Genomic DNA, 24,452 nt, shown 5'->3' with positions numbered 1-24,452 from the left:
AATTCGGATTAAATTTGCAATCTACCATTCAAAGATAAAAATTCTTCCTCAATGGTTTGATACATTTGACTTAAAGATAATCCATCAATTTCAGTTTTTATAATAGAATCCAGTCCATATGGGAACTTATAAACACTAAATTTATCTAATGTTTTAAAATAAGCTAAATAACCGCCTAGTACAGCACGGTTATTTTCAGTTCCACTACCAGATATTCCCCTAAACTTATCAAATTGTATATCGTTTATTATTTCTGAATTTAATTTCACTGAAATTTTAGCAATACTTTCACCAAAGTATTGTTTTATTTCCTTTTTTCTTTTTCCTAATTCACTATTTATTTTTCGAATTTTTGAATCTATTTCTTTTAATAATTCTTCATTTTTTTTATTTTTTACTAACACATCAGTATACTTATCATTATATTGTTTTCGTATTCCGTTATTAACCTGCTGATTCAAATATGTATCAAGGTTTATCTTTTGAGATTCAATCTTAGAATTATTTTCAATAGAATTATAATACTCAATCTTTTCATCCAATAATTTCTTATTACTTTGCAGTTCTAAAGATATTTTCTCTGCATCTTTAGTTTTCTCTATAATTGAATTTTGAATATCAAAAACATTATTTTCTAATTCAAATCTAGATAAAGATTGTTCAATGGTTAACTTAGAGTGGCAATAACTACATTCTCCATTTTTATTAAAAATTTTACTTTTTTTATTATTATTTTGACTTTTTAGCTTCTTTAGCTCTGAAATATCTTGATTGATTACGTTTAATTTAAAATTGCACCTATGTATTTTATTGTATATCCTGTCAATATTATCATTTACAATTTGAATTTGTTCTGTCCAAGTTTTTAAACTTCTTTGAATTTCATTTAAATCTACAGGTGTTAAATGAATATTATCTTCAGTAGAAAGATTCTTAATCATCACATTAATTATCTTTAGTTCATTAGAGATTTCCCTTTGACTATTCTTTATGTTTGCTTTTTTCTCTTTGGATTCCGATACATCGTTATCTGATATTCCTAGTTCATATTCTAAAATTCCTCTTACAGCATTACTACCACCGTACTGTTTTAAAGAATCAGACACATTTTTATATAAAAAACCGTCCCATGATTTATCTTGATCAATATAATTAAAAAGTAACATTTCAGTAGGATAAGGATCAGTAAATTTCCCAGTATTTTGAATTTGTAACTTTACATCTATATTCATTTGAGATGCAAGCCACTTGGAATATTGAGAATAACTATATGTCTCAGTATTATTATCTACATTAAAAAGATTGCCTTTTCTAAGAATAGAATGCTCTACACCATCAATAGTTACATACTCTTTAAATATCATATTCTCAGTATTCCATTTATTTGGAAACTGTTTTATATCGAATCCTAAGGCATAAAATATGGATTTAATTAAGCTAGATTTTCCCGTAGAGGAAATTTTGCTAACAATGATGTTTATTTCATCACTAAAATCAAACGTTTGTGCAACTTCATTTTTATAATCTAGTATTTTCAATTCCCTTATAATCAATTTTCTCATGATTGTACAGCCCTCTCTGAAATATAATCAATGATAAGAGAAACTTTCACATATTTATCACAATTATCAAATTTATCTTTGTCAGAATCCAATTCTAATTTCATTTTATTAATTAGATCTTGATTGGGACAATCAAAATCTAATTTTTGAGAATCAAATATAGTATTCAACATTTTTCTTTCCACATAGTATTCATTAAATATTTCATTTCTTATTTTAGTTACTTTATCCTTAAAAAGAGTACTGTAATTTGTGTCCTCTACAAATTTATAAAAAAAGCTTCTGCTCTCCGCCTTTTTGAAAATAGACTTTAATTCATCACTAGTTAATTTCTTTTTTTCATAGTCGTCTTTTTCATATCCTTTCTGTACCAGATATTCGGCTTTTTTATGTACTAAAAAAAACAGTTCATTTAAAGCCATCTTGGCACGATCACCAGTAATATCAATTTTCTTTTCGCTCATCAATCCTATTAAATATCTTTGACTATCTTTCAAACTATCGCCAAATTTAGAAACAAATAGTCTACTATTATTTAAATTTTTAATTAATGATTCTCCAAAACCATCTTTTTTAAATGCGTCTACTATGCTTTTCTTCTGTTCTTCAGAAAACACATAAACATCTTCTTCATTTACAAAGATATCGCTTTTTTTGATCATTGACTTTAAATCCTTGGCTGCTAATTCCTTAGTATAAATGAGAAATTCACCATCATCCGCCGAGCTTAAATTTTTTTCTAAAATGGAAGGTTCTATATCTCCACTGTCTTTAAGAGCCGTCTTTAACAGTAATTTAAGTGATAACTTTCTTGCTTTCACTTGGACATAAGATTTATACCCATTCTTATCTAAAGTAAAGTCTTCCTCAGATTCAACATAAGCACTAAATTTATCATCATCAATATTATTTACTATGAAAAAAATAACAGCCATTGTTTGAAAATTAAATCCTTTTATTGCTACCGCTCCACCATTATTATCTGCCAATATTTTTTCCTCTGGATAATTTTTATCAATAAGATTTGAAATCTATCCATTAAATTGTACTATACTAACTCCTACAAAAAAGAGGAACGTATAATCCCCCTATTTGCAAAATAAATATCAAAAAGAGCATCCCTGACTTAAGTCAGAGATGCTCTTGTATTTCCTACGAAATTATTATTCCCATTCAATAGTTGCGGGCGGCTTAGAAGTAATATCATAAACTACACGGTTGACGTGGTCTACTTCGTTTACGATTCTAACTGAGATCTTTTGAAGTACATCCCATGGAATCTGAGCAAAGTCAGCGGTCATTCCATCGATTGATGTAACAGCTCGGATACCAACGGTGTAATCGTATGTACGACCATCACCCATGACACCAACTGAACGAATACCTGGCAAGACGGTAAAGTATTGCCAAATTTTTTCGTCTAGTCCGTTCTTAGCAATTTCATCACGAAGAATCCAATCACTATCACGAACGATTTCTAGTTTGTCTTCGGTAACTTCACCAATAACACGAATTCCAAGACCTGGGCCTGGGAATGGTTGACGCCATACTAATTCATGTGGCATGCCTAATTTTTCACCTAGTTCACGGGTTTCATCCTTGAACAATGTGCGCAATGGTTCAATCAACTTGAAGTGCATGTCTTCTGGAAGTCCACCAACGTTATGGTGAGACTTGATTGTTTGAGCAGTACTTGTACCACTTTCGATAACATCAGTATAAAGTGTTCCTTGTGCTAAGAAATCAATTCCATCAAGCTTTTGAGCTTCATCGTTAAACACTTGGATAAACTCATTACCGATAATCTTACGTTTCTTTTCGGGATCAGTTACGCCAGCAAGTTTGTCCATGAAACGTTTTTGAGCATCTACTTTAATGATGTTCAAACCAAACTTACCCTTCAAACTGTCCATAACTTGATCGGCTTCATTCTTACGAAGAAGACCATGATCAACGAAGATACTTGTCAATTGTGTACCGATAGCTTTGTGTAGCAAAACGCCAACAACAGAAGAATCAACACCACCTGATAAACCAAGAAGAACCTTCTTGTCACCAACAGTGTCACGAATCTTTTGAATTTGTTGATCGATGAAATCATTCATTGACCAGTTAGCTTCTGCTTCACAGACGTCAAAGGCAAAGTGTTTCAAAATTTCTGAACCGAATTCTGTATTTCTTACTTCGGTATGGAATTGAACACCGTACATTTTACGTTCGTCATCAGCGATTGATGAAATAGGTGCATTCTTACTTGTAGCCACTACTTTAAAACCAGTAGGTGCTTTTTTAACAAGATCACCATGACTCATCCAAACGTATTCTTTTTCAGGTAAATCTTTGAAAAGAACGGCATCTTTATCTGTAACTTTAATATCAGCACGTCCGTATTCACGGTTATCAGCTGATTCAACGTCACCGCCAAGGTTGTAAGACATCAATTGCATACCGTAACAAATACCTAAGATAGGAATTCCTAACTTGTAAATATCTTGGTCGATTGTAAAGGCATCCTTGTCGTAGACACTCATTGGTCCACCAGAAAGGATAATACCTTTAGGATTGATTTCTTTAACTTCTGCAGCAGTAATAGTATTTGGTAGTAATTCAGAGTAAATTCCGATATCTCTGATTCGGCGAGTAATCAATTGGTTATATTGACTACCGTAGTCTAGAACGATGATGCTATCAGCATCAGGCCATTGCTTGCTCAAATCAATTTCCCCCATTTTTTTATTTATTCTATTGTATACGAAATTCTGTTCCATGTCATATATTGTAAACGTTTAATATTTTCTTAGATAAATTTTATTGATCTGATGATCCTCAGACTTATGTAAAATCAAGTCGGCTCGGTTCATTGTTGGCTTAATGTAATCACGTAAATTAGGATAATTTATGGTATCCCAAACGTTTCGTGCCATCGCCATAGCGTCCTTTTCCGGAATCTGGGTGAATTGGTAGTAATAACTGTTAGGATCGTTCCTAGACAAATCTAACAGGGTATCAAAGCGTTTGAGGAACCATTCCTCGATATCTTTCATCTCAGCATCAATATAAATCGAAAAATCAAAGAAATCACTGACATAGATTTGTTCATTATGTGGCAATTGTAAAACATTGATACCTTCAACAATCAAAATATCCGGATTATCCGTCTCCTCATACTTGTCTGGAATAATGTCATAGATATTGTGCGAATAAAGTGGATATTTGATCCGGCCACCTTTAGTTTTGACCTCGCCTAAGAATTTCAAAAGTTTTTCCATATCATAAGTTTCTGGAAAACCTTTTTTATTCATTAAATTACGTTCTTTCAAAACTTTACTAGGATACAAAAAGCCATCCGTCGTCATCTGCGAAACTTTATACTGCGGATAAGCTCGTTCTAACATAATCTTTAATAAACGTGCCGTCGTACTCTTACCTACGGCTACTGATCCGGAAACACCAATAATAAAAGGAATTTTACGGGTTGATTCACCCACGAATTCATTTTTTAACTTCGTCAATTTACGATAATTCTTCAAATATATGTGCAGTAAATGTCGGATTGGTGCATAAATTGAGCGAACGTCATCAATCGATATCTCATCATCCAAAGATTTGATCTTTCTTAACTCGCCATCAGTAATTGCCTGCTTGGTATATTCACCGTGGAAATTTTCCCATTGCTTTCGAGTAAATTCATAATAGTTAGCTAAACTTTGCATATTATTAAACCTGCTTAATATAGTAATTAACTTTTATTGATTTTCTGGTATTCTAGTATAGTATAGAACTTTTTCAAAAAAGGAAACAATATATGAAGAGAATAGTATTATTTGGGGACTTAACCATGATGGGACTTCGTGCTGGGAAAGCTAGCGATACTTTAGCCAAACGTATCCGTAAAGATTTTCCTGGTTTCGAAGTCATTAACATGTCGATTTCCGACTACAAAACCAATAATGCTATGACACGTGTTGATCGAGTTAAAAGATTAGATCCTAAGATTGTGATTTTAGGATTCGGAGCCAATGATATTTCCATTGAAGATGAAATCAAACCGGGTAAGTTTGCGGCCAATTTGACCAACATTATAACTAGCCTTGGCAATCGAAAGATTATTTTGCTATCGCCACCTTATATTGATTGGATCAAAGATCCAACGAGACCATGGACTCGACAATTACAATTCGAATTGGTAACAGAGCATCTCAGTAAGCAACTAGACGTTTCGTATATCGATTTACTACACAAAATGGCTAACTGTGCTAATCTTAAAGAATTGCTACAGTCCGATGGATTACACTTTACCAAGCAAGGTTACAATCTCTTGGAGAGCGAATTGATACCAGAAATTAAAGCAACACTAGCCCAAGATACTAAGTTAGTGTCGAATTGAAGGAGCACTTTATGGATTTAAATATTCCTCAAAAATATTTTATTTTATCGTGTAATGAAAAAGGCAGTATTCGTATTTTTAAGAATACTAGACGCCGCGCCTACTTGGCTGAAAGTTCATTCTTTGATCTTGCGCTAAACGATATCATCGATCTAACCGATAACAGTGTCATTATTAATAAGGTTTTACCGGACGACAAAACATATTTAAATGAATTTTTTCAAATTATCAACAAAAATCAGGGTAAAAGCGTGACTCACGTTTTGCGTGCTATGGCTACTAACGAAAAGATTACCCGTATTATTTATAATGAAATTGGCGATTCTTTAGTTGATAAAGTTGACGTTACCAAGGCCGTAACTGGTCTAGTTTTTAAAACTAATAATTACTTCCCTAACCGTAGCGTTAAACGTGAGCTAGTAGCTGACTTGCGCAAAGAAATTTTAACTGCCGATCAGATTTCACCTGAAGCTTTTGCTTTATTAGCCACACTCTACGGCAACCATGATTTAAAATTCTACTTCTCGCAGTTTGAGCAAAAGCAATTAAAGGATAAGATGGATTTGTATCAAAGCGATCCTACTTACGAAAAATTGTTTGAGCTATCTAAACGTTTGAATCGTGTAACACTAACTTTATTAAGTTAAACACCTATCAAAGGGTTCTTAGTTTTGGTTAAGGATGCCGCCTTCCACAAAAATTGAAATTTGGCTGGAACGCCGTGGGCACGACTTGGAACTTATGCTTCGCATAATTTTCAAGCTCGGCCTCATTCTAAGCAATAAATGGCTAAGAATGATTTCACGGCTGAGCCAATTTCAATTTTTGTTCCGGGCTAGTGTATCTGTTAGATAGTATTCCATTTTAAATATTTAAATACGAAAATAGCTAATGACTTTTTATATTATAGTCATCAGCTATTTTTATATAGATTTTAATTTGATTACAGAAAATTTTAAATCCAATAATGCCAGCCAATATACTAATCTGGAACGGAGCTAGAATGGTCTCAGCCATGAAATTATTCTTAGTCGGTGATTTTTGCCGACTTAGAATAAGACTCGCTTTGGAAACAATTTGAACTTCAATTGGTTTCAAACGACGTCCATGGCGTTCCAGACCTTTCCTAGCGCAGTGGAAAATGGCATATAAAAAAATTTTTTAGAGGCATTTTAAGCCCCCATGTTAACTGGATCTCCGGGCAATCTTAACAACTGTGGTTTTCCATAATAATATCCTTGACGCAAATTGATATCAAAGCTGCTACTCAACTCAGCATCATCTTGATCTTCAATTCCTTCCAAAATCAAACGCAAACCGTACTCTCGACTAATTGCATGCCAAAAATGCAGTTTTTGTTGAATTTTGGGATCCTTGATACCTGTTCGAAAGTTTTGCAAAGCAAATTTAATTTCAGAAGCAAGTGGCAAGAACTCTTGAATGCTCTTGAAATCATTGATTCCAGTACCCACATCATCCAAAGATACTTGCATCCCATGCTCAATAAAGCTACGTAAATGTGGTATCAAATTCGTATCCGAATATTTAGAAGGACTGTTTTCCTCAGTTAGCTCCACCACTAGTTTAGCCGGATAAAGCTGTGTTTGACTTTGAATAATAGCTTGAGCTACTGTAGTATCAACTAATTGTTCCCGACTGACATTGACAGAACAATATTGTACTTTTAACCCTAAAATTTTAGTTGTCGCAACTAACAACTTTGACATTGTACTTGAATCAATGGCGCTGAAAGATTCTGGCAAACGCCACCCCTCAGGCGTTAATTGTTTGATTAATAGTTCATACCCAAAAATCGTTTGGGTTCGAATATCTAATTGTGGTTGGACAAAATACCGATAAACCGGTTTCATACTTCCGTTGCCTCCATAACATACTTAATTATAAGTTTACATTTATTCCCATCACTGTATACTCGTAGTATACTTCAAAGTTAAACGATAATAATATCGTAAAACAAATAATTTAATTACTCTTTTGAAAGCTGTGCCCTTTAGATGAAAATATCCATAATTGGTTGTACAAATGCAGGTTTTGCAGCCATTAAACAAATTCTAAAATATTACCCCCAAGCTGAGATCACTGTCTACGAACGTCACTCAGAAATTTCCTACTTGGCTTGTGGGACATATCTACATTTAGGTGGTACTGTAAAGAACTTAGATGACGTTCTTTACGCCGATCCTGAAGATCTCATTAAGCAAGGTGTCAAAATGTGCATGCAATATGACGTCATTCGTATTGATGCTGCCAAACACACTATCTTAGCTCAAGATCTAAACACTAAAAAAATGGTTAATGATACTTACGATAAATTGATTATGGCTACAGGCTCAATTACCGCTATTCCGGCCATTACGGGTGTTGAAAATCCTAAGGTTATGCTATGTAAAACATGCGACCAAGCCTATAAACTTTATGCAGCCGCTCAAAATACTCAACACATTGCTATTATTGGCGGTGGCTATGCTGGTGTTGAATTGGCTGAAGGCTTTGTTAAATCTGGACATCAAGTCACCCTTTTTCAACGTGGCAACCAGCTACTAGATGAATATATGGGCCCAAACATGGCTCAAAAAGTTCAGGATTTATTAATTCAAAACGGTGTTGACGTTCAAACTAATATCGAAGTAACACGTTTTAATGATCTTCCCAATGAAGAACTTCAAATCACAACTAATAAAGGTGATTTTAATGTTGATATGGTGGCAATTTGTCCTGGAGTAATTCCTCAATCAGATCTATTGAATGGGCAAGTTAAACTAGCTGAAAATGGTGCTATTATCACCGATCCCTACATGGGTACATCTGATCCCGATATCTTTGCTGCAGGAGATGCTACTGAAGTCAACTTCAATCCTACGCTCAAAAGTACTTACGTTCCTTTAGCATCACATGCTGTCCGTCAGGGTACTTTAGCTGGCATCAATGTCTTAGATCGTCGACTAAAAACTATCGGTACACAGGCAACAACCGGCATGTTACTATTTGGAACTACTGTTGCTTCTACCGGATTAACTTTAGCCAAAGCTAAAAAAGCCCACTTCGAAGCTAAAAGTGCTTTCTATCAAGGTAATTATCGCCCTGACTTCATGCCTACGACAGCGAAAATTACAATTGAATTAATCTATGATAAAAATAGCCGAAAAGTTTTAGGCGCTCAATTAATGTCTGATCACGAAGTAGCTCAATCAGCCAATACTTTGTCAGTCGTGATTCAAAATGGTAACACTATTGATGAATTGGCCTTTTTGGATATGTTATTTTCACCAAATTTTGATGAACCTTTCAACTATTTGAATCTGGTTGCTCAAGTGGCCGTTGATCAAGAAAATGGTTATTGGCGGTCAAACTAAAGGCAATTATTTAATTTTAAAATTCCATACAAAAACACCTAATGACTAAAAATTTTAAAGTCATTAGGTGTTTTTATTTCTAAATATCTAAACCACTTTATCCTTTATATTCCCCATGAATCACAACTTTTGTATTATAAGGTATATTTTCATATATCCACTTACAATCTGGTGATGATAAATGAATGCATCCGTGCGATGAAGGTTCTCTTCCTAGAGTTTTAGCAATTGATTCGACATAGTTTCCCTGTTCATCGGTTGGCGTTGTATGGAACAAATACTCACCATGATTCAAAAATGATACCCAATAATAAGCGCCTAATTTCAATGGTGCTGTATAAAAAAATTCTCCCCGCTCACCTTGAACATAATAAGTACCTCTAGGTGTGGCATCTTTTTTACCAGTAGAAGCGTACATCTCATACAACGTTTTTTCACCATCTTTGACATACATTCTCTGAGTAGCAATATCAACGTCAATCCACGCCTTAGGATAACTGTTTAGATCCGGATATGCTTTCTTTTCTGAAGAATCATGATAAGTAAAATTCCTCAAGTTCGTCATATCTTTATCATCTTTGATTTTCGCTGGTTTACTAATATTTTTTTTAGACTCTGCTTTATCTTTAGCCTCAACTTTAACATCCTTCGTCTTACTGCTAATTAATTGAAAGGCTCCATAACTCAAAGAAAAAAATACTAGTAATGAAATTATTGTAATTTTAATTATTTTTCTGTGATTCATTAATTTTTCCCCAAATCCGTAGCAACATATCTTTCATTATACATGGGTTATAAATTTCATCAATACGAAATAAAAATGATAGCGCAATATAATTTAAAGACAGAACAAAAGGGGCTGTGACATAACTTTTTTATTAATAGAAATTTGCAGCATAAACGTGCAACAGAACTCAGTTTCTTCCGTTTAACAGCAAAAAGCGCAATATTCATAATACGAATATTGCGCTTTTTATGTTAATACTCGGAAACTACCGAGTTCTATCACACTCTCTTTTGAAATTAATTCATATTAACTATTTAGAAATGCTTTTTTCATTCTCATAATACTTTTCAGGAACTCGCTGCAATAATTGTGATAATTTGCCAATTGAGGTAATTGTCAATTTATGCATTGCTCGAGAGGCAATTGTGTAGACTAATTGTTGTTCATCTTCATCAAACTTATCTTTTGAAGCGTCCCACATAATCACTGCATCAAACTCTAGCCCTTTAGCTAAGAATGATGGCAATACAATTGTGCCAGTAGCTAAGCGTTGATTTTCAGAACGAATCAAAGTTGTCTTAACCCCTGTATTTTTCAATTGTTCGTGCAAATGCGTAGCATCGTCCAAAGTTTTAGCAATAATTGCAGTCGTAAACTTCCGTTGATCATTTTCCTTCAATTGACTAATAACTTGTTGAACTGATTCCGCTTCATCTTGAGCCATCAATAGATTTGGTAAATCTCCATTTCGATTAAATGGTTCAATTTTTTGACCATTAGTCAAAATCGCTTTAGTAAAGTCTGTAATTTGTTTTGTAGAACGATATGAGTGAACTAATTGAACCACTCGTGTTTCATCCGCATTGAACAAACTCTGAGCTTCGGATAACAATGTTTGACTGTTTTTCTTCGTAAAAATGGACTGATTCAAGTCACCTAACATGGTATAACGTGCTCTTGGAAACTTGTATTTCATATATGCTAATTGGAACGGCGTATAGTCTTGAATTTCATCAATAAAGACAAATTTCATATCTAATTCGCCATGCTTGCCCGTTACCAAATCATACAAATATAAATAAGGGCTCAAATTATTCATTGATATCTGTTTATTATTAAAGTCTTTTGTAAAACTTTCTACATACTGATTCCATTGTTCAACAGTAATATTATATTCGCTTAAATCAACAATTTTTGGAACAGCCTTCAAAAAGTTAAGATAATTAGCCGCCACATTCAAGAATCTCAAATGCTTAATATTCTTATAAACACCTTGCAGCATAGCTGTGACAATCTTTCTAGCTAAGAATTTCTTCTCTTCATCCCCGTTTTTGAACTCTTGATCGGCCGTATTATAAAGAGCCTGCAATTGTTCTTTACTCAAGTTCTCAATCTGTTCTGATACCCAATTAGAGCGCATTTCAGCTCCAATTTTACGATGAAGCATTTTGACTAAGCGATCTACTGTTGCATCTAAACGATTGCCCAAATTATATTGAGGTCCATAACTATAGTAGAATTCTTGAATCTTTTCCTTAGGAATGAAAACCTTCCCTTGAAATTTAATATCCTTAAAGGCCATGCCGCTTTGACCTAATAACTTACTGTAATTGGTCAAAATCTTAAAGAATTCAATATCAGAAACAAACTTACTGATAGCTTTATTTTCGGTATCAACTACAGTTTCAAATTGTTCTGAAAGACTTTCAACTTTCAAGTTTGGCAAACGACGTGCTAAGAATTGCTTATACGTCATTTGAACCATATTTTGCTCACCCATTTCAGGCAAAACTTCTTTAATATAATCATTAAACAAAGAATTGGGCGAGAACATAACGACTTGGCTAGATGTCAAAGTTCCACGATATCTATATAGCAAAAAGGCAATTCGTTGCAAAATAGCCGAAGTTTTACCAGAACCAGCGGCTCCTTGTACAAAGAGTAATTTAGACTTTGTATCCCGAATAATTTTGTTTTGTTCACTTTGAATTGTCTTAACGATCCCCTTCATATGGGTCGAAGATTTACCATCCAAAACTTCCAGTAACATTTGATCGCCAATTGTTTCCTGAGTATCAAAGTAGGCTTTGATTTTGCCATCTTCAACTAAAAACTGACGTTTCAAGAAGAGATCGACTGATTGTTCACCATCCGGTGTTTGATAAGTAACTTCTCCTAATTTTCCATCATAGTATATTGAGGAAATTGGAGCTCGCCAATCATAAACTAAAAAGTGATCATTAGTATCTGTGAAAGAACTTAGACCAATATAGACGCTTTCCTTTTTAGGTTCACCTTTTTCTTGAAAATCTAGTCTAGCAAAGAAAGGTGTCTTTTCCAGCTTTTTTAAAATACTCAAACGTTGTCGTGACTGTTGCCAACTGTTATTTCTCTCATCAAGCATTTGTTGCTGCTGATGAATCGATAAAGCTGCATCCATAGAAATAGAATCGCCATCCATACCTAAGTGGATATCATCGAAGGCATTATTAATAACCTTCAAGTCCTCTTCAGCCACATCCATGTGTTCTTGAAGTCGATTTTCAGACTTCTTAATTTTATCAACCACATCATCCAAATGTGCTTGCTCAATTTGTTTTTCATCTAATTCAGTAACTTTAGGTTTGTCTGTCATCATACTAGCCTCTTAAATTGAAGTTATATAATGTTACCATTATTTTTTAGCGAGTTCAAAGAAGAGCTGTTTAAGCAAAAAAAATACTTCAATAAATATTCCATCATTGAAGTATTAAATATTATTATCGTTATTTTTTATTGGCATAACTAAAGTAATAAAAGCCAGCCACAAAAATCACTCCACCAATTATATTTCCTAAATAAACTGGCACAAAATTTTGGAAGAACAAATTCCAAGTACTTCCGCCTTCAAAAATAGCAGCCGGAATAATAAAACAATTGGCAATACTATGCTGAAAACCTACAGCCACAAAGATCATAATAGGAAACCAGATTCCTAGAATTTTACCAGCCGCATCTTTAGCTCCAAATGATAACCAAACTGCCAGCCCCACTAACCAGTTACAACCAATACCTGAGACAAAAGCTGGCAAGAAACTAGCACCCGTTTTCCCCGTTGCAATTGTCACAACTGCTTGTTTATATGGTGCCAAATGAGTTAACTGGACAATATGTCCAAAAAAGTAAGCTACAAAGACTGCCCCTAAAAAATTAAACAAAGTAATCACTATTAAGTTTTTCAGATAATCGATAAAACTAACTTTGCGAGCAAAAAAGGCTGTTCCAACTGCCATCATATTGCCTGTCGCTAATTCTCCACCAGCTAGTAAAATCACAATCAGACCAATTGGAAATACCGCTCCCCCAACTAAAGCCTTAACACTGGCCAAATTATTAGGGATTGAGGCACTTACCCGCACATAGGCCAGAAAACCCATCGAGATCATTGCCCCTCCAATAAATCCTAAAATCATTTTGGCTAATAATGTTTTGTTTAGCTTATTAGTTCCGGCGACAATACTCTTTTCTAAAATTTCCTCTGGCGTAAACATAAATTAATCTCCTACAAATTAAATTTCTGCTCCGTTTGTTTTAATAACGTTTTGATACCAATAATAACTGTCCTTTTTATATCGTTTGCCGCTGCCATTACCTTCATCATCCAAATCGACATAGACAAAACCATAGCGTTTGGACCGTTGTTGCGATGAACAACTCACTATATCAATCGGACTCCAAGCACAATAAGCAATTACTTTTGCTCCATCATGAATAGCGCGTCCAATTTGTTCTATATGTTGACTGAGATAATCGCTTCGATAAGCATCATGAACCTTTTTGTCGGACTCTAATTTGTCGTACATACCAAAACCATTTTCAGCAATAATCAGTGGCTTTTGATAACGATCGGCATACTGAGACAAAGTATTATACAGTCCCTGCGGATCAATCGCCCATCCCCATGGATTAGTTTTTAGATTCGGATTAGGTGTAACGTCTGCTGGACGATATGTATTCTTAGTAGAATCAACCATTTGCGAATAATAATAAGAAATACCCAGGAAATCCATCGGATTGGCTTTGATTGATACCATTTCTTCATCAGTAATATCTAATTTCACATTATTTTCAGCAAAATAATTTTGAGCATACTTAGGATACGAACCTCGAAATTGTACATCGGTAAATAAATACTGCATACGGTTTTGACACATTGCTAAAATAACATCATCCGGTTTACTGCTAGCTGGATAAACTGTTCCATCTGCTACCATCGTACCGATATGTAAATTGGGATTATTCTTCGACTTAACATATTCTTTGACCCAAGCAGCGGCTACCATTTGATTATGTACTGCTTGATATAAAGCCGCTTCAGTATTTTCATACTGGTCCGCACATACTCCTACCGATAAAAAAGGTTCAACTTGAACCATATTAATTTGATTGACAACAATCCAATATTTTACTCGATCACCGAACCAATCCAATAATGTCTGTCCAAATTTTTCAAACATAGGAATAACCTTTTTATTAGGCCAACCACCATACTTCAAAGTAATGTTAATCGGAGTTTCCATAGTGGTTCATAGTAATAATGGGTTCAATCTCCAGCTTTTGCATATAATCGATCATGTCTGAATAATGTTCTAAGGCCGCTTGATTAGGTTCAAAGTCATCGCCATTAGGATAAATACGTGACCAATCTATAGAAGTACGAAAAGTTTTAAATCCAAGCTCAGCCAATAACTTCAAATCTTTTTTATATGTATGATAAAAATCAATTCCAAATCGCTTAGGATAATAATTTTGTGTGTCTTTCACATTGCGTTTTACCTCATCCACAGTCATTCCATCTCGTTGCAATTTTTGTCTTTCAGTATTAGATAAATTTTTGAGAAATGGTTGAACGTCAGAAGAATTAAGACCTTTATTGTCCACATCATAAGCACCATCAGCTTGACTAGCCGCTTGAGCCCCTCCCCAAAGAAAATCTGCCGGAAAATAATTGTATTTATTTTTGACCATTTCCATACTCCACATCACGTTTTTTAAAAACTTTAATCAGGTGACTAACCAAGTTATATTCTGTATTGATTGTCATCAAAGTATCTTGAACATGGGAAAATAAAATTGTATATTGTACGGTTTTGCCTTCGGCCTCTTCTTGAATTCGATCCGTTTGCAATTGATGAGCTGCTACTAACTTTTCATGAGCCTGCTTAATTAAGCTTTCAGCTTCCTCATAATTAAAATCACCTAAGAGATCCATAGCTTGCATAATCAGAGTTCTAGCATCACCGGCATAAATAATAATGTTCATCGTATTTCTGGTAACAGCTGTATTTTCATCTTCATTTATCATAGATTTCACCTATTATTTATTTTGTTGTTCATTTTCTATCAGATTGCGATCGTACAATTTAAAGAATGGAAACCAGATCAAAGATGATGCTATAAAAATAATTAAAACTAGTAGAATTGAACCTAATGTATGTCCATTTATCCACGTATTGATTGGAAAGGGCACGTACCACATTTGAAAAACTGCTGATGGTACTTGTCCTAGGCCTGTTTTTAAACCTAACCAAACAATAATTGGCAAGATAATACCTTGTAGCCACATTGGAATCATCAAATACGGATTCCAAACTATCGATCCAAATACAGTAGGTTCATTAATATTAAAAATACTTGGGACTATGAAAGCTTTTCCTAGGGCTTTTAATCGTTGCGATTTAGCCAAAAACAGCATCATTAAAACCAATGGCAGAGTACAACCTACCCCGCCAATCCATAAATAAGTAGAAAAAATTGTTTCACTCGTAACAATTTTATGAGTGTCACTCAATTGATTGGACTGAATAGCTGCCAGAAAAACTGGTGTCGTTATTGGCGTTAAAACCCAAGTTGAAATTCCCATAGAATAGATAAAGCAGTAAATAAACATAATCAATACAAATCCCGGCAAAGTTTCTACTATTCCGCTCAATGGTGAAAAAAATTGAATAATCACTTTGTAAACATCAATCTTTAGGACATCAACCAATAGCCACCCCATTGTGATCACTAAACCAATTGGTAGCATCGAATCAAACCATGCCGTTACAAAATCAGGAATCACGGTATCTTCATTAAAGAAACTAAATTTACCAAACATTTCCATAATTAAAGCTGTCACAACACCACATAAAATCGCCACAAACATGCCACCAGCGCCAAAGAAACTGAACTGAAAAGTAGCTGTACCGCCTTTAGTCATTACTGGATTAGTTAACAGTAAAAACAGTCCAATAGCTGTTAAACCAGAAATAAGTCGCTGTTTCGGCAATTTTTTCTTTTCCATCATATTAAAAGGAATTAGGAAAGCTACATAAATTGAAACTATACCAAAAGTAAAATTGCTAATTCCAGAAAGATCCGGCCACCACTTCCAAATATTAGAAAAGAGATTTAGCAAAGTAATAAATGAGCTTACTAAAATAAATGGTAAGATTTGTAACACAGAATCCTTCAGTACGCTGACCCAGATATTTCGATTAATTTTATTCATTCTAGGAGCTAGATTAGTATTTAATATATTGATAAAAGCATTCACAAATAATTCCCCGCTAATTTTTTAGTCGTTATCAATTACATTTTCTTGTAAATGATCTAACGCCATATCTCCATTCAAAATTGAATAATATTCAGATTTCATTAAAATCACTTTGACCTTATTCGTATCTACAATTTCTTTAGCTTCGTCTTCCAAATAAGCCAAATGTGGCCCAATCATCAAGACATTAATTCCATCAGCATAATTTTCCAATTCTGCTTCGCTTCGAGCCTGAATTTTATAATCTAAACCACGCTTCTTAGCGGCTTTTCGCATATTTGCGGCCATAAATCCTGATGATGCTCCTGAACCACAGACCAATAAAACATTTAAACTCATTATTTACCCTCCGAGTATTTATACTAAAAATATAAAAATAGTTAAAGTTCGTAATTTATAGAATTATAATGCAATTTTAATTTATTTTATTATATAAATTTAAAAATAAAACGAACTTTAGATGTATTTTATATATTTTTAGTTCGTAAATACAATTTACATAAATAGTTTTCAAAAGTCAAACGTATTTTCAGAAAGCGACTTTTAACAATATTTTTTTCCTAAATTTAAAACAGGAGTCAAAATTGTAAAAACTCACAATCTTGACTCCTGTTTTAGTTTATTTACATAACGTAAAAACGTCGTTGTAGCGGTATACAACGACGTTTTTTTAATCAATCAGCATTAATTGATCAGCATCTAAAATTTTAAACTTATTATTACTAATTTTTTCAATTAAGCCCTTTTTGGTTAAAGCCGCTAACTTACGACTAATAGTCTCTGGCGTAGTCCCTAAATATGTCGCAATATCTTTTTTCTTCAAAGGTAAAGTGAAAACTGCCTGATTCAATCCTGCACTAGTTTCTAAAAGATAATTTGCTAAACGACTTTCTACACTAGCAGTGGTTACTTCAGTTGTTTGCTGTTCAAGTTGACCCACTCGACGACCTAATGCATTAACCATATTAACGGCTAATTCTGGTGTTGCTTGCATTAATTTCTGAAAATCTTGTCGTTTGATCTGACAAACTGCAGTATCCATCAATGCTTCTGCATAGCTATTATGATCTGAATTTGAGAACAAGGCCGCTTCGCCATCAAACTCTCCTGTTTGTAGAATCCTCAGCATTTGCTCTTTTCCGTTAGCCGACATCTGAAAAACCTTAGCTTGTCCATGAGCCACAATAATTAAGGCATCAGCGCTATCACCGGCAGAAAACAGATACTCTCCGCTCCTATAATGATGATGAGTTACTAGAGTAGCAATAGTTTGTTTATCAACTTTAGATAAGTTTTTAAAAATTGGAACTAACTCTACACAGTCCTCAGCAGTGTGATCATGCGCTAATTTTGCCATTAATTATCTCTCCTTAATCGAAGTCTTCGTCGTCTTCCTCTTCAAATCCTTCACGAGCATTTTTACCAAGCAATGCTTGATAAATTCTAATTTGATGATTATTAAATCCTAATAATTGAATTAAGACTTGGGCCATGAAAGGACGATCTTCTTTTTCAGCCAATTTAATAGCTCTAGTAACAAACATATTGTCCGTATTAAAATCATCAACAATAGTTTGTAACATATCTCCTGGCTTCATGTACTTGTTTTGACCAGCTTCTTCAATCATAGCGTATTCGGAATATTCTTTCATTGTTGAAGGTGGCAATTCACCCTCATCTAATAATTCTTCAGCTATTTTTTCATACCAAACATTATTTTCAGCAATGGTTTGATTCAAGACCGTCTTGTAATTTTCAGCATTGGCACCTTTGATAAACCATTTTAATTGATGCAACTTGATATTCAATAAAAAGTGATTAGAAACAATGTGTCCTGTCATTGCTCCAGCAGTTGGTTTGTGATGATCTGCGTCAGCTTGTTTTTGTTCGGCCGCAAATTTTTCATCAATTGTTAATTCTGTCATTAAGCTAGCTCCTTAACTTTTGTCTTTAATACTTCATATCCTAAATCTGTAATTACTTTTGATAATTTTTCAGCGGAAGTTTTGCTCTCATCAATATCAGCTCGAACTTTTCCGGCGTTGAATAGAACTTTTACATTTGAAACACCGTCTTGATTCTGAACAGCTTTTTGAATTTTTGTCATACATGATGGGCAGGTTAATTCACCTAATTGTAAAATTACTTTTGCCATAATTAATTCCTCCGTATATCTAAAAACTTTGATTATCTAACTTACAAGTACCATCTTACTTAGTTAGCTGTTTTAAGAACTTGATCTGTATCAAGTTTTGACGATTTATTTCTAATTAAGCGCATTGCATTGAAAATTACCACTAGAATACTCAACTCATGAACGAACATGCCACTTCCCATGTGAATAACTCCAACGATTAGTCCTAATAGCAATAAAGCTACTGTACCAACGGCAATGACAATATTTTCTTTCGTATTAGCGACAGTCTTCTTTGCCAAGATATAAGCATGCGCCAGTGCATCAAAACTTGATTTAACTAAGATAATGTCAGATGTTTCAATTGCTACATCAGTTCCAGTTCCCATACCGATTCCGATATCAGCTGTAGCTAACGATGGACTGTCATTAATACCATCGCCAACAAAGGCTACTGTACTGCCTTGTGCCTGAAACTGCTTCACAAATTCAACTTTATCTTCTGGTAATAACTCAGCATGAACTTCATCAATTGGTAACTTGGCAGCTATTCGTTGAGCAGCCAACTTGTTGTCGCCAGTTAACATCACAATCTTTTTTAAACCTGCATCTTTCAACGCTTGCAAACCTTCTCGAGCGTCAAATCGTAATTGATCATTAACTCCGACCACCAAACGTAATTCTTGATTAATTGCCATTGAGACAACTGAATCGCCCGCTTGCATACGTTGCTCAATAATCTTCTTCTGTAAATCATTAATATTAACCTGATTAGCTTTCATTAATTTTTCATTACCAACTAAAATTTTAAAATCATCAGTTTGACCAACCAAGCCTTGACCTTTAACCGTATCTAATGTTGGCAGACCTGAAGCAGGTTTGATGTTTTGATCTTCAGCATAATTTATAATTGCCTGTCCTAACGGATGATTGGAAGTCTTTTCCACCGCCGTCAACAAACCTAATAATTTTTCTTTATCACCGTCAAAGTTATCAACAATCGTTACGCTCATTTTTCCAGTGGTTAAAGTCCCGGTTTTATCGAGTACTAAAGTATCCACTTGTGCAAAAGTATTAACGGCATTGCCACCTTTCATCAGAATGCCATTTTTAGCTCCATTACCAATTCCAGCGACATTGGAAACTGGAGCACCAATAACTAAAGCACCTGGGCATCCCAAAACCAAAACAGTTATTGCTAAAGGAAAATCTTTTGTAAAAATCCAAACTAAAATTCCAATAATCAAAACTGCTGGTGTGTAATATGTAGCAAATTTATCAATAAAACGGGCTGCGGGCGATTGACTGTCTTGAGCCTCTTCAACCAACTCAATAATTTTACCGAAGGTTGTATCTTCGCCTACTGAAGTCGTTTCAACTGTAATTGTTCCATTATCCGTTAAAGAACCCGCAAAAACTTTATCGCCTATCCCCTTTTTTATTGGCGTTGATTCCCCGGTAATAGAAGCCTCATTCATATAGCCAGTACCTTGAACAATCTTGCCGTCAACCGGAATTTGACCACCAGTTTTAACTAATACACGATCTCCTTCATCCAGATCATCGACATCAACCATCTCAGTTTGACCATTTTCAACAACTAATTCAGCCATTGTTGGCGCCATCTTCGTCAAACTTTTTACCGATGAACGCGTTTTTTCTAAAGTTTTCTGTTCCAAATAATTACCAAAGAGAAACAAGAAAGTAACCACAGCTGATTCTTCATATTCTCCAATGATAAAAGCTCCTACTACTGCAATTGTTACCAACAATTCAATACTGATAACTTTATTTTGCAGGGCCGTAAAAGCATGCAATGCTACAGGAATTGCTCCAACAATACTTGCCAAAATCATAAAAATCGTAGCAGCTGCTTCAAAATGCATCAAATAGTTAAAAACTAAACTAAGACCAATTAGTATTGCTATTAAAATGGTCATTTTATTTTGATGTTTTGCAATCCAAATATTTAATTTTGTCATCCCATTTACCTCTCTTAACTTTCAAGACATATTCTAACGGGAATAAAGGAAACAGAACTTGATTCTAATCAAGTTTTACTGAATGATTTCCACACATCTATTAATATTTTTTAATACTTTGTATTAGTTATTTATTGAACAAAATTTCGCAACTAGTTATGATGAAATCATAAATAAAAGAAAATAATTATTTTTCTTGTAGAAAGGATTGGTTAATATGTTACATGCTTTATGGGTAATCATCATAGGTGCTGTTATTGGTGCCGTCGCTAGTATGATCATTAATAGAGACATGCCCTGGGGGTGGGTAGGAAATATTTTAGGTGGACTAGTAGGAGCCTGGCTAGGTGAAAGTGTCTTGGGTGCCTGGGGGCCAAGCGTTGCCGGCATGGCCTTAGTCCCTGCCATAATCGGAGCTATAGTTGTTGTACTATTAACCACTTGGGCTCTCAGTAATTTAAGAAAAACACGGTAGGACCTAGCTATGAAAAAATTTCCTAAATGGATCTTAGCTATTCTTTCCCTCTTAGGAATCTTACAAGTCTTATGGTTTGTTTATCTGACATATCCATTTGAACCTAAGATTACTTTGAAAAATTATTTGAAGCTTCCCCCAGATGTAATTGGCTACTTGGCAATTTTTTTAGCCGCCGTTTCCGGAATCGCTTTAATAATAATGTTGTTATATGTTCTTTTCGTTCCAACTAAATATAACGACATTACCTTCAAATCCAATGATGGAAATCTCAAAATTTCCAAATCAGCGCTCGAAAAAATTATTACTAACCGAATCAAAGAGAATCCTACGCTTCACGATATCGACGTCAAAATTAAAATACTTGGTAGAAATCGTAAGGCCAAAATGTTTATTTCAGCAATGAGCAGTCAAGATACCAACTTGAAACAACAAGGTGAGGAAATCAAACACATTGCTAATGAACAATTAAAAAACAATTTAAACGTTCCTATCAAAAATACGATTGTTAAATTGTCGCCTTTCGAAAGCAACCAAAATATGCGAGTAATATGAGGATGATATTATGAAAAGACGAATGATAGGTGCTATTACAGGGAGTCTCATTGTAATCCTTTGGATTATTTTAGGCTTTGGAAATTTATTGTTAGTAATATTAGCTGGTTTCATTGGATACTTAGTAGCTGCTCTAACTGGCTCTAAAAAAGAAAAAAATGAATTGAGAACTAAGCTGACTAAGATATTACAGGTAAAGGAGTAAGACCATGATGGCAGAACAATCGAATGTTAATTTAATGAGCAATAGTAAACTTACCTTCAATGAGGACGTTATTGCTAAAATTGCTGGCATGGCTATCAGAGATATCGACGGCGTATTATCAATGAATGGAAATGTTTTTGATAACATTGCTGATAAGATACGGACAAAAGAAGATTTAACCAAGGGTATCGAAGTTGATGTCGGTGAAAAGCAGGCCGCTTTAGACTTGGAAATCGTTTTAGAATACGGTAAAAATGCTCACTTAGTTTTTGAACAAATTTTAAGAGCTGTCAGTCATGCTGTTGAAAGTATGACTGGATTACAAGTCGTTGAAACAAATGTTTATATCAGCGACGTTATGACTAAAAAAGATTGGAAAAAAACTGAATAATTAAAAAGGAGTAATATTATGCCAAATCCACAACAACCAAATCCTAAGGAAAATTCAATCCAGAAAGAATTAAATTTCTCAGATAAAGTATTAGAAAAAATTGCTAATCATACAGCACAATCAATTGATGGCGTTTTATCATTAACAGGCGGTACTATTAGTGATCTGACTGATCGTTTCATGAACGATCCTACTAAGGGCGTTGATGTGAATACTGACGATGACAAGATTTCTTTTGAATTAAAGGCTATTTTAGAATACGGCAAGTCAGCTCCACAAATTTTTGAAAAAGTAACTGCTAGTATTGCTCGCTCAGTCAAAGAAATGACTGGTAAAGACGTTAATAAGATCGTCCTAAATATTGATGATTTAATGACCGCATCTGAATGGAAAAATAAAAACAATAAAAATGATCAAAAAGAAGACGAAGAATAGACTCTATTGATATATAAGTATTTAAACGCGAAAAGAGCTAATGACTATAATATAAAAAGTCATTAGCTCTTTTTTTAGATTTAAATTTTATCATTACCGCAAATTTTTAGATAAAGGTGGAGCTTGAAGATTGTTGGTATTGCCAAGAGACTCCAAGTCCGCCCACTACGTTCCAGACCACTCCTAGCGCAGTGGAAGATGGCATTCTTCAATCCACCTTATCTCATAACCTACTTTAAATTTTCCTTTTGATTTATTCTTTGTTTGAGTTTGGCATAAATTTTATTAGCAATCGTCTCTGCAATAATAAAACCAATCGCTAAGGACATTCCCACTGTCAAAGCTTTGACAAAACCATACGCAGCCAGACTATCTTTGCCTAACGTAAAATTTTTCATACTATCATATAAAATAGCTCCAGGAACCAAAGAAACTAAACAAGGTACATAGAAAATATTTACAGGTGCCTTAACAAGAATTGCACACAGATTTCCTAATAAGCCAATCACTACAGCTCCCATCAAGTTAGGCATAATTAGACCATGGTTGAACCAACCCACGACAATATAAACAATCCAGGCAATCGCTCCAACTAATCCAGCTGGAATCAATGTCCGACGGGGATTATTAGTAATAATTCCAAAGCCAACACTAGATAAAAAGCCAAAAATAAATCCGTAAACTATTTGCATCATCTTTAGTCTCCTAATATTGCCTTAATAAAAATTTGTCCAATAATCACGCCACTACCAATAGAAATACCTGAAATAATGGCATCAGTCGCCCGTACCAGGCCAGAAATGGTATTCTTTTCAATAATTTCTCGCAACGAGTTCGTCATCGGCACTCCTGGAACTAAAGGCATCAAAGCACTGATAATAATATAATTTGCATCATGAGCAATATTTACCACGCCAAGAATATTGGCTAAGACGCTAATTGCTAAACTCCCGATTGCCACTGGAATATACGGAGTTTTTGTATGATGGGATACCACTTGTGAAACTACGTAACCAATAATTCCTACAAAAAAAGCCAAAAATAAATCGCCCCAAGTAGCTTTGAACAATAGCATTGGTGGCATGGAAACCAGTCCAGCTCCAATACATTTTGTTAGCCATGAAAAATCCAATGTTTCTTGATCGACTCTTTGAACTTCTTTTTTTAATTTATTATATGTAATTTCATGCCTAGAAAATTGTCTGGATAAAGTATTGATCTCATCTACTTTTTGTAAATTAAAATCTCCGACTCGAACCTTAAAGATTCTGGTCGCTGCACTTTTTTCAGAGCTAACAAAAATACCAGTCATCGTCGCATGACAAACAACCGGTAAATCTGCAGCTCTTCCAACGTATTCAACTGTATTTTCGACACGGGCCGTTTCCGCGCCGTTTTCTAAGAGAATCGTACCCACTTGACCACAAAGAGTGACAATCTCGCTTTCATTGACAGTCCCCATAATGGTTCCCTCCAAATGGTTAAATTTTTAAACTAGTATTAACATACTACATTTACACTAAAAAGTTTGGAAGATCGTCTTTTAATTACTTTATTAAAATAAAAAAGCTGATAACAGAGGAATTTTATTTGGTTCTTACTCTAGTTTAGTTATAAGTGTGAGTATGTTTAAATTCCCGTCCTCCAC

Annotated in this window: 25 protein-coding genes and 1 pseudogene; 8 read left to right on the top strand and 18 right to left on the bottom strand. The window is 34.4% G+C overall.

All coding sequences use genetic code 11. From position 1 onward, the window contains the following. Positions 1-8: 8 nt before the first annotated feature. From FD26_RS08265 to coaA, 4 genes are all read right to left on the bottom strand, one after another. The gene (locus tag FD26_RS08265) at positions 9-1,562 is read right to left on the bottom strand and encodes a hypothetical protein (protein WP_057867959.1); all 1,554 of its coding nucleotides are present in this window, start codon (positions 1,560-1,562) and stop codon (positions 9-11) included. After that, the gene (locus FD26_RS08260; protein WP_057867958.1) at positions 1,559-2,551 is read right to left on the bottom strand and encodes a hypothetical protein; all 993 of its coding nucleotides are present in this window, start codon (positions 2,549-2,551) and stop codon (positions 1,559-1,561) included. Before FD26_RS08260 ends, FD26_RS08265 begins: the two co-directional genes overlap by 4 nt. Positions 2,552-2,725: 174 nt before the next feature. Next, positions 2,726-4,291: a glutamine-hydrolyzing GMP synthase gene (guaA, locus tag FD26_RS08255; RefSeq protein WP_057867957.1), complete on the bottom strand. Its 1,566-nt coding sequence runs from the start codon at positions 4,289-4,291 to the stop codon at positions 2,726-2,728. Between the two features lie 57 nt (positions 4,292-4,348). Beyond that, a complete protein-coding gene (gene coaA, locus FD26_RS08250) occupies positions 4,349-5,275 on the bottom strand; it encodes a type I pantothenate kinase (RefSeq protein ID WP_057867956.1) in 927 nt (308 codons plus the stop codon). Between the two features lie 92 nt (positions 5,276-5,367). Here coaA and FD26_RS08245 point away from each other — a divergent pair, with 92 nt between their 5' ends. Together FD26_RS08245 and FD26_RS08240 are read left to right on the top strand one after the other, a co-directional pair. Then, positions 5,368-5,949: an SGNH/GDSL hydrolase family protein gene (locus FD26_RS08245; protein ID WP_075888202.1), complete on the top strand. Its 582-nt coding sequence runs from the start codon at positions 5,368-5,370 to the stop codon at positions 5,947-5,949. An 11-nt stretch (positions 5,950-5,960) separates the two neighbouring features. Beyond that, entirely contained in the window at positions 5,961-6,596 is a 636-nt protein-coding gene (locus tag FD26_RS08240; protein WP_057867954.1) for a GPP34 family phosphoprotein, read from the top strand. Between the two features lie 525 nt (positions 6,597-7,121). Here FD26_RS08240 and FD26_RS08230 read toward each other — a convergent pair. Further along, complete coding sequence (locus FD26_RS08230) at positions 7,122-7,820, bottom strand: EAL domain-containing protein (RefSeq protein ID WP_057867952.1); 699 nt, start codon at positions 7,818-7,820, stop codon at positions 7,122-7,124. A 144-nt stretch (positions 7,821-7,964) separates the two neighbouring features. Between FD26_RS08230 and FD26_RS08225 the strand changes: the two genes are divergently transcribed. Next, positions 7,965-9,323 (top strand): FAD-dependent oxidoreductase, encoded by a 1,359-nt coding sequence (locus FD26_RS08225; protein ID WP_057867951.1) that lies wholly within the window; start codon positions 7,965-7,967, stop codon positions 9,321-9,323. A 97-nt stretch (positions 9,324-9,420) separates the two neighbouring features. Here FD26_RS08225 and FD26_RS08220 read toward each other — a convergent pair whose 3' ends face one another. The 11 genes and pseudogenes from FD26_RS08220 to FD26_RS08170 all read right to left on the bottom strand — a co-directional run bounded on the left by FD26_RS08220 (position 9,421) and on the right by FD26_RS08170 (position 20,743). After that, complete coding sequence (locus FD26_RS08220; protein WP_057867950.1) at positions 9,421-10,068, bottom strand: L,D-transpeptidase; 648 nt, start codon at positions 10,066-10,068, stop codon at positions 9,421-9,423. Between the two features lie 292 nt (positions 10,069-10,360). Next, positions 10,361-12,685 (bottom strand): RNA polymerase recycling motor HelD, encoded by a 2,325-nt coding sequence (gene helD, locus FD26_RS08215; RefSeq protein ID WP_371862037.1) that lies wholly within the window; start codon positions 12,683-12,685, stop codon positions 10,361-10,363. Positions 12,686-12,815: 130 nt separating this feature from the next. Further along, the gene (locus FD26_RS08210; protein WP_057867948.1) at positions 12,816-13,580 is read right to left on the bottom strand and encodes a formate/nitrite transporter family protein; all 765 of its coding nucleotides are present in this window, start codon (positions 13,578-13,580) and stop codon (positions 12,816-12,818) included. An 18-nt stretch (positions 13,581-13,598) separates the two neighbouring features. Beyond that, a pseudogene (locus tag FD26_RS08205) lies at positions 13,599-15,057 on the bottom strand (glycoside hydrolase family 1 protein). Next, positions 15,044-15,394: a PTS sugar transporter subunit IIA gene (locus tag FD26_RS08200; protein ID WP_057867947.1), complete on the bottom strand. Its 351-nt coding sequence runs from the start codon at positions 15,392-15,394 to the stop codon at positions 15,044-15,046. Before FD26_RS08200 ends, FD26_RS08205 begins: the two are co-directional and overlap by 14 nt. 12 nt (positions 15,395-15,406) lie before the next feature. Beyond that, positions 15,407-16,627 (bottom strand): PTS sugar transporter subunit IIC, encoded by a 1,221-nt coding sequence (locus FD26_RS08195; protein WP_057867946.1) that lies wholly within the window; start codon positions 16,625-16,627, stop codon positions 15,407-15,409. Between the two features lie 21 nt (positions 16,628-16,648). Continuing rightward, on the bottom strand, positions 16,649-16,966 hold the full coding sequence (locus FD26_RS08190; RefSeq protein ID WP_057867945.1) for a PTS sugar transporter subunit IIB: 318 nt from the start codon (positions 16,964-16,966) through the stop codon (positions 16,649-16,651). 331 nt (positions 16,967-17,297) lie between these two features. Next, positions 17,298-17,984, bottom strand: coding sequence for a Crp/Fnr family transcriptional regulator (locus FD26_RS08185; protein WP_057867944.1), 687 nt, complete (start codon positions 17,982-17,984; stop codon positions 17,298-17,300). Positions 17,985-17,997: 13 nt separating this feature from the next. Further along, positions 17,998-18,552: a ferritin-like domain-containing protein gene (locus FD26_RS08180; RefSeq protein WP_057867943.1), complete on the bottom strand. Its 555-nt coding sequence runs from the start codon at positions 18,550-18,552 to the stop codon at positions 17,998-18,000. Continuing rightward, a complete protein-coding gene (locus FD26_RS08175; RefSeq protein ID WP_057867942.1) occupies positions 18,552-18,782 on the bottom strand; it encodes a heavy-metal-associated domain-containing protein in 231 nt (76 codons plus the stop codon). Before FD26_RS08175 ends, FD26_RS08180 begins: the two co-directional genes overlap by 1 nt. A 59-nt stretch (positions 18,783-18,841) precedes the next feature. Beyond that, positions 18,842-20,743 carry a heavy metal translocating P-type ATPase gene (locus tag FD26_RS08170; protein WP_057867941.1) on the bottom strand — a complete coding sequence of 634 codons (1,902 nt, stop codon included), beginning with the start codon at positions 20,741-20,743 and terminating at the stop codon, positions 18,842-18,844. Between the two features lie 217 nt (positions 20,744-20,960). Here FD26_RS08170 and FD26_RS08165 point away from each other — a divergent pair, with 217 nt between their 5' ends. From FD26_RS08165 to FD26_RS08145, 5 genes are read left to right on the top strand one after another with little or no spacing between them, the layout of a single operon-like run. Then, positions 20,961-21,218 (top strand): GlsB/YeaQ/YmgE family stress response membrane protein, encoded by a 258-nt coding sequence (locus tag FD26_RS08165; protein ID WP_057867940.1) that lies wholly within the window; start codon positions 20,961-20,963, stop codon positions 21,216-21,218. A gap of 9 nt (positions 21,219-21,227) precedes the next feature. Then, the gene (gene amaP, locus FD26_RS08160; protein WP_057867939.1) at positions 21,228-21,773 is read left to right on the top strand and encodes an alkaline shock response membrane anchor protein AmaP; all 546 of its coding nucleotides are present in this window, start codon (positions 21,228-21,230) and stop codon (positions 21,771-21,773) included. A gap of 10 nt (positions 21,774-21,783) precedes the next feature. Then, entirely contained in the window at positions 21,784-21,978 is a 195-nt protein-coding gene (locus tag FD26_RS08155; RefSeq protein ID WP_057867938.1) for a hypothetical protein, read from the top strand. Positions 21,979-21,982: 4 nt separating this feature from the next. Then, positions 21,983-22,369, top strand: coding sequence for an Asp23/Gls24 family envelope stress response protein (locus tag FD26_RS08150; protein ID WP_082596265.1), 387 nt, complete (start codon positions 21,983-21,985; stop codon positions 22,367-22,369). 18 nt (positions 22,370-22,387) lie between these two features. Next, positions 22,388-22,804, top strand: coding sequence for an Asp23/Gls24 family envelope stress response protein (locus FD26_RS08145; RefSeq protein ID WP_057867937.1), 417 nt, complete (start codon positions 22,388-22,390; stop codon positions 22,802-22,804). Between the two features lie 230 nt (positions 22,805-23,034). Here FD26_RS08145 and FD26_RS08140 read toward each other — a convergent pair whose 3' ends face one another. Both FD26_RS08140 and FD26_RS08135 read right to left on the bottom strand, forming a co-directional pair. After that, positions 23,035-23,499, bottom strand: coding sequence for a threonine/serine exporter family protein (locus FD26_RS08140; RefSeq protein WP_307724364.1), 465 nt, complete (start codon positions 23,497-23,499; stop codon positions 23,035-23,037). Positions 23,500-23,501: 2 nt separating this feature from the next. Beyond that, positions 23,502-24,266 (bottom strand): threonine/serine exporter family protein, encoded by a 765-nt coding sequence (locus tag FD26_RS08135; RefSeq protein ID WP_057867936.1) that lies wholly within the window; start codon positions 24,264-24,266, stop codon positions 23,502-23,504. Between the last annotated feature and the right edge of the window lie 186 nt (positions 24,267-24,452).

It is taken from the genome of Companilactobacillus crustorum JCM 15951 (genome assembly GCF_001434585.1).
GTDB lineage: Bacteria > Bacillota > Bacilli > Lactobacillales > Lactobacillaceae > Companilactobacillus > Companilactobacillus crustorum.
The sequence above is the reverse complement of the archived record's forward strand: the minus strand, read 5'-3'. Positions and strand labels throughout refer to the sequence as shown.

What these genes read in the sequence shown, in the direction of transcription:
- FD26_RS08170 (WP_057867941.1), bottom strand. Translation starts at nt 20,743, where the DNA reads ATGACAAAATTAAATATTTGGATTGCAAAACATCAAAATAAAATGACC.
- FD26_RS08210 (WP_057867948.1), bottom strand. Translation starts at nt 13,580, where the DNA reads ATGTTTACGCCAGAGGAAATTTTAGAAAAGAGTATTGTCGCCGGAACT.
- FD26_RS08155 (WP_057867938.1), top strand. Translation starts at nt 21,784, where the DNA reads ATGAAAAGACGAATGATAGGTGCTATTACAGGGAGTCTCATTGTAATC.
- FD26_RS08245 (WP_075888202.1), top strand. Translation starts at nt 5,368, where the DNA reads ATGAAGAGAATAGTATTATTTGGGGACTTAACCATGATGGGACTTCGT.
- FD26_RS08220 (WP_057867950.1), bottom strand. Translation starts at nt 10,068, where the DNA reads ATGAATCACAGAAAAATAATTAAAATTACAATAATTTCATTACTAGTA.
- FD26_RS08150 (WP_082596265.1), top strand. Translation starts at nt 21,983, where the DNA reads ATGATGGCAGAACAATCGAATGTTAATTTAATGAGCAATAGTAAACTT.
- amaP (WP_057867939.1), top strand. Translation starts at nt 21,228, where the DNA reads ATGAAAAAATTTCCTAAATGGATCTTAGCTATTCTTTCCCTCTTAGGA.
- FD26_RS08140 (WP_307724364.1), bottom strand. Translation starts at nt 23,499, where the DNA reads ATGATGCAAATAGTTTACGGATTTATTTTTGGCTTTTTATCTAGTGTT.
- FD26_RS08200 (WP_057867947.1), bottom strand. Translation starts at nt 15,394, where the DNA reads ATGATAAATGAAGATGAAAATACAGCTGTTACCAGAAATACGATGAAC.
- helD (WP_371862037.1), bottom strand. Translation starts at nt 12,685, where the DNA reads ATGACAGACAAACCTAAAGTTACTGAATTAGATGAAAAACAAATTGAG.
- coaA (WP_057867956.1), bottom strand. Translation starts at nt 5,275, where the DNA reads ATGCAAAGTTTAGCTAACTATTATGAATTTACTCGAAAGCAATGGGAA.
- FD26_RS08175 (WP_057867942.1), bottom strand. Translation starts at nt 18,782, where the DNA reads ATGGCAAAAGTAATTTTACAATTAGGTGAATTAACCTGCCCATCATGT.
- FD26_RS08185 (WP_057867944.1), bottom strand. Translation starts at nt 17,984, where the DNA reads ATGGCAAAATTAGCGCATGATCACACTGCTGAGGACTGTGTAGAGTTA.
- FD26_RS08145 (WP_057867937.1), top strand. Translation starts at nt 22,388, where the DNA reads ATGCCAAATCCACAACAACCAAATCCTAAGGAAAATTCAATCCAGAAA.
- FD26_RS08225 (WP_057867951.1), top strand. Translation starts at nt 7,965, where the DNA reads ATGAAAATATCCATAATTGGTTGTACAAATGCAGGTTTTGCAGCCATT.
- FD26_RS08180 (WP_057867943.1), bottom strand. Translation starts at nt 18,552, where the DNA reads ATGACAGAATTAACAATTGATGAAAAATTTGCGGCCGAACAAAAACAA.
- FD26_RS08240 (WP_057867954.1), top strand. Translation starts at nt 5,961, where the DNA reads ATGGATTTAAATATTCCTCAAAAATATTTTATTTTATCGTGTAATGAA.
- FD26_RS08135 (WP_057867936.1), bottom strand. Translation starts at nt 24,266, where the DNA reads ATGGGGACTGTCAATGAAAGCGAGATTGTCACTCTTTGTGGTCAAGTG.
- guaA (WP_057867957.1), bottom strand. Translation starts at nt 4,291, where the DNA reads ATGGGGGAAATTGATTTGAGCAAGCAATGGCCTGATGCTGATAGCATC.
- FD26_RS08265 (WP_057867959.1), bottom strand. Translation starts at nt 1,562, where the DNA reads ATGAGAAAATTGATTATAAGGGAATTGAAAATACTAGATTATAAAAAT.
- FD26_RS08190 (WP_057867945.1), bottom strand. Translation starts at nt 16,966, where the DNA reads ATGAGTTTAAATGTTTTATTGGTCTGTGGTTCAGGAGCATCATCAGGA.
- FD26_RS08165 (WP_057867940.1), top strand. Translation starts at nt 20,961, where the DNA reads ATGTTACATGCTTTATGGGTAATCATCATAGGTGCTGTTATTGGTGCC.
- FD26_RS08230 (WP_057867952.1), bottom strand. Translation starts at nt 7,820, where the DNA reads ATGAAACCGGTTTATCGGTATTTTGTCCAACCACAATTAGATATTCGA.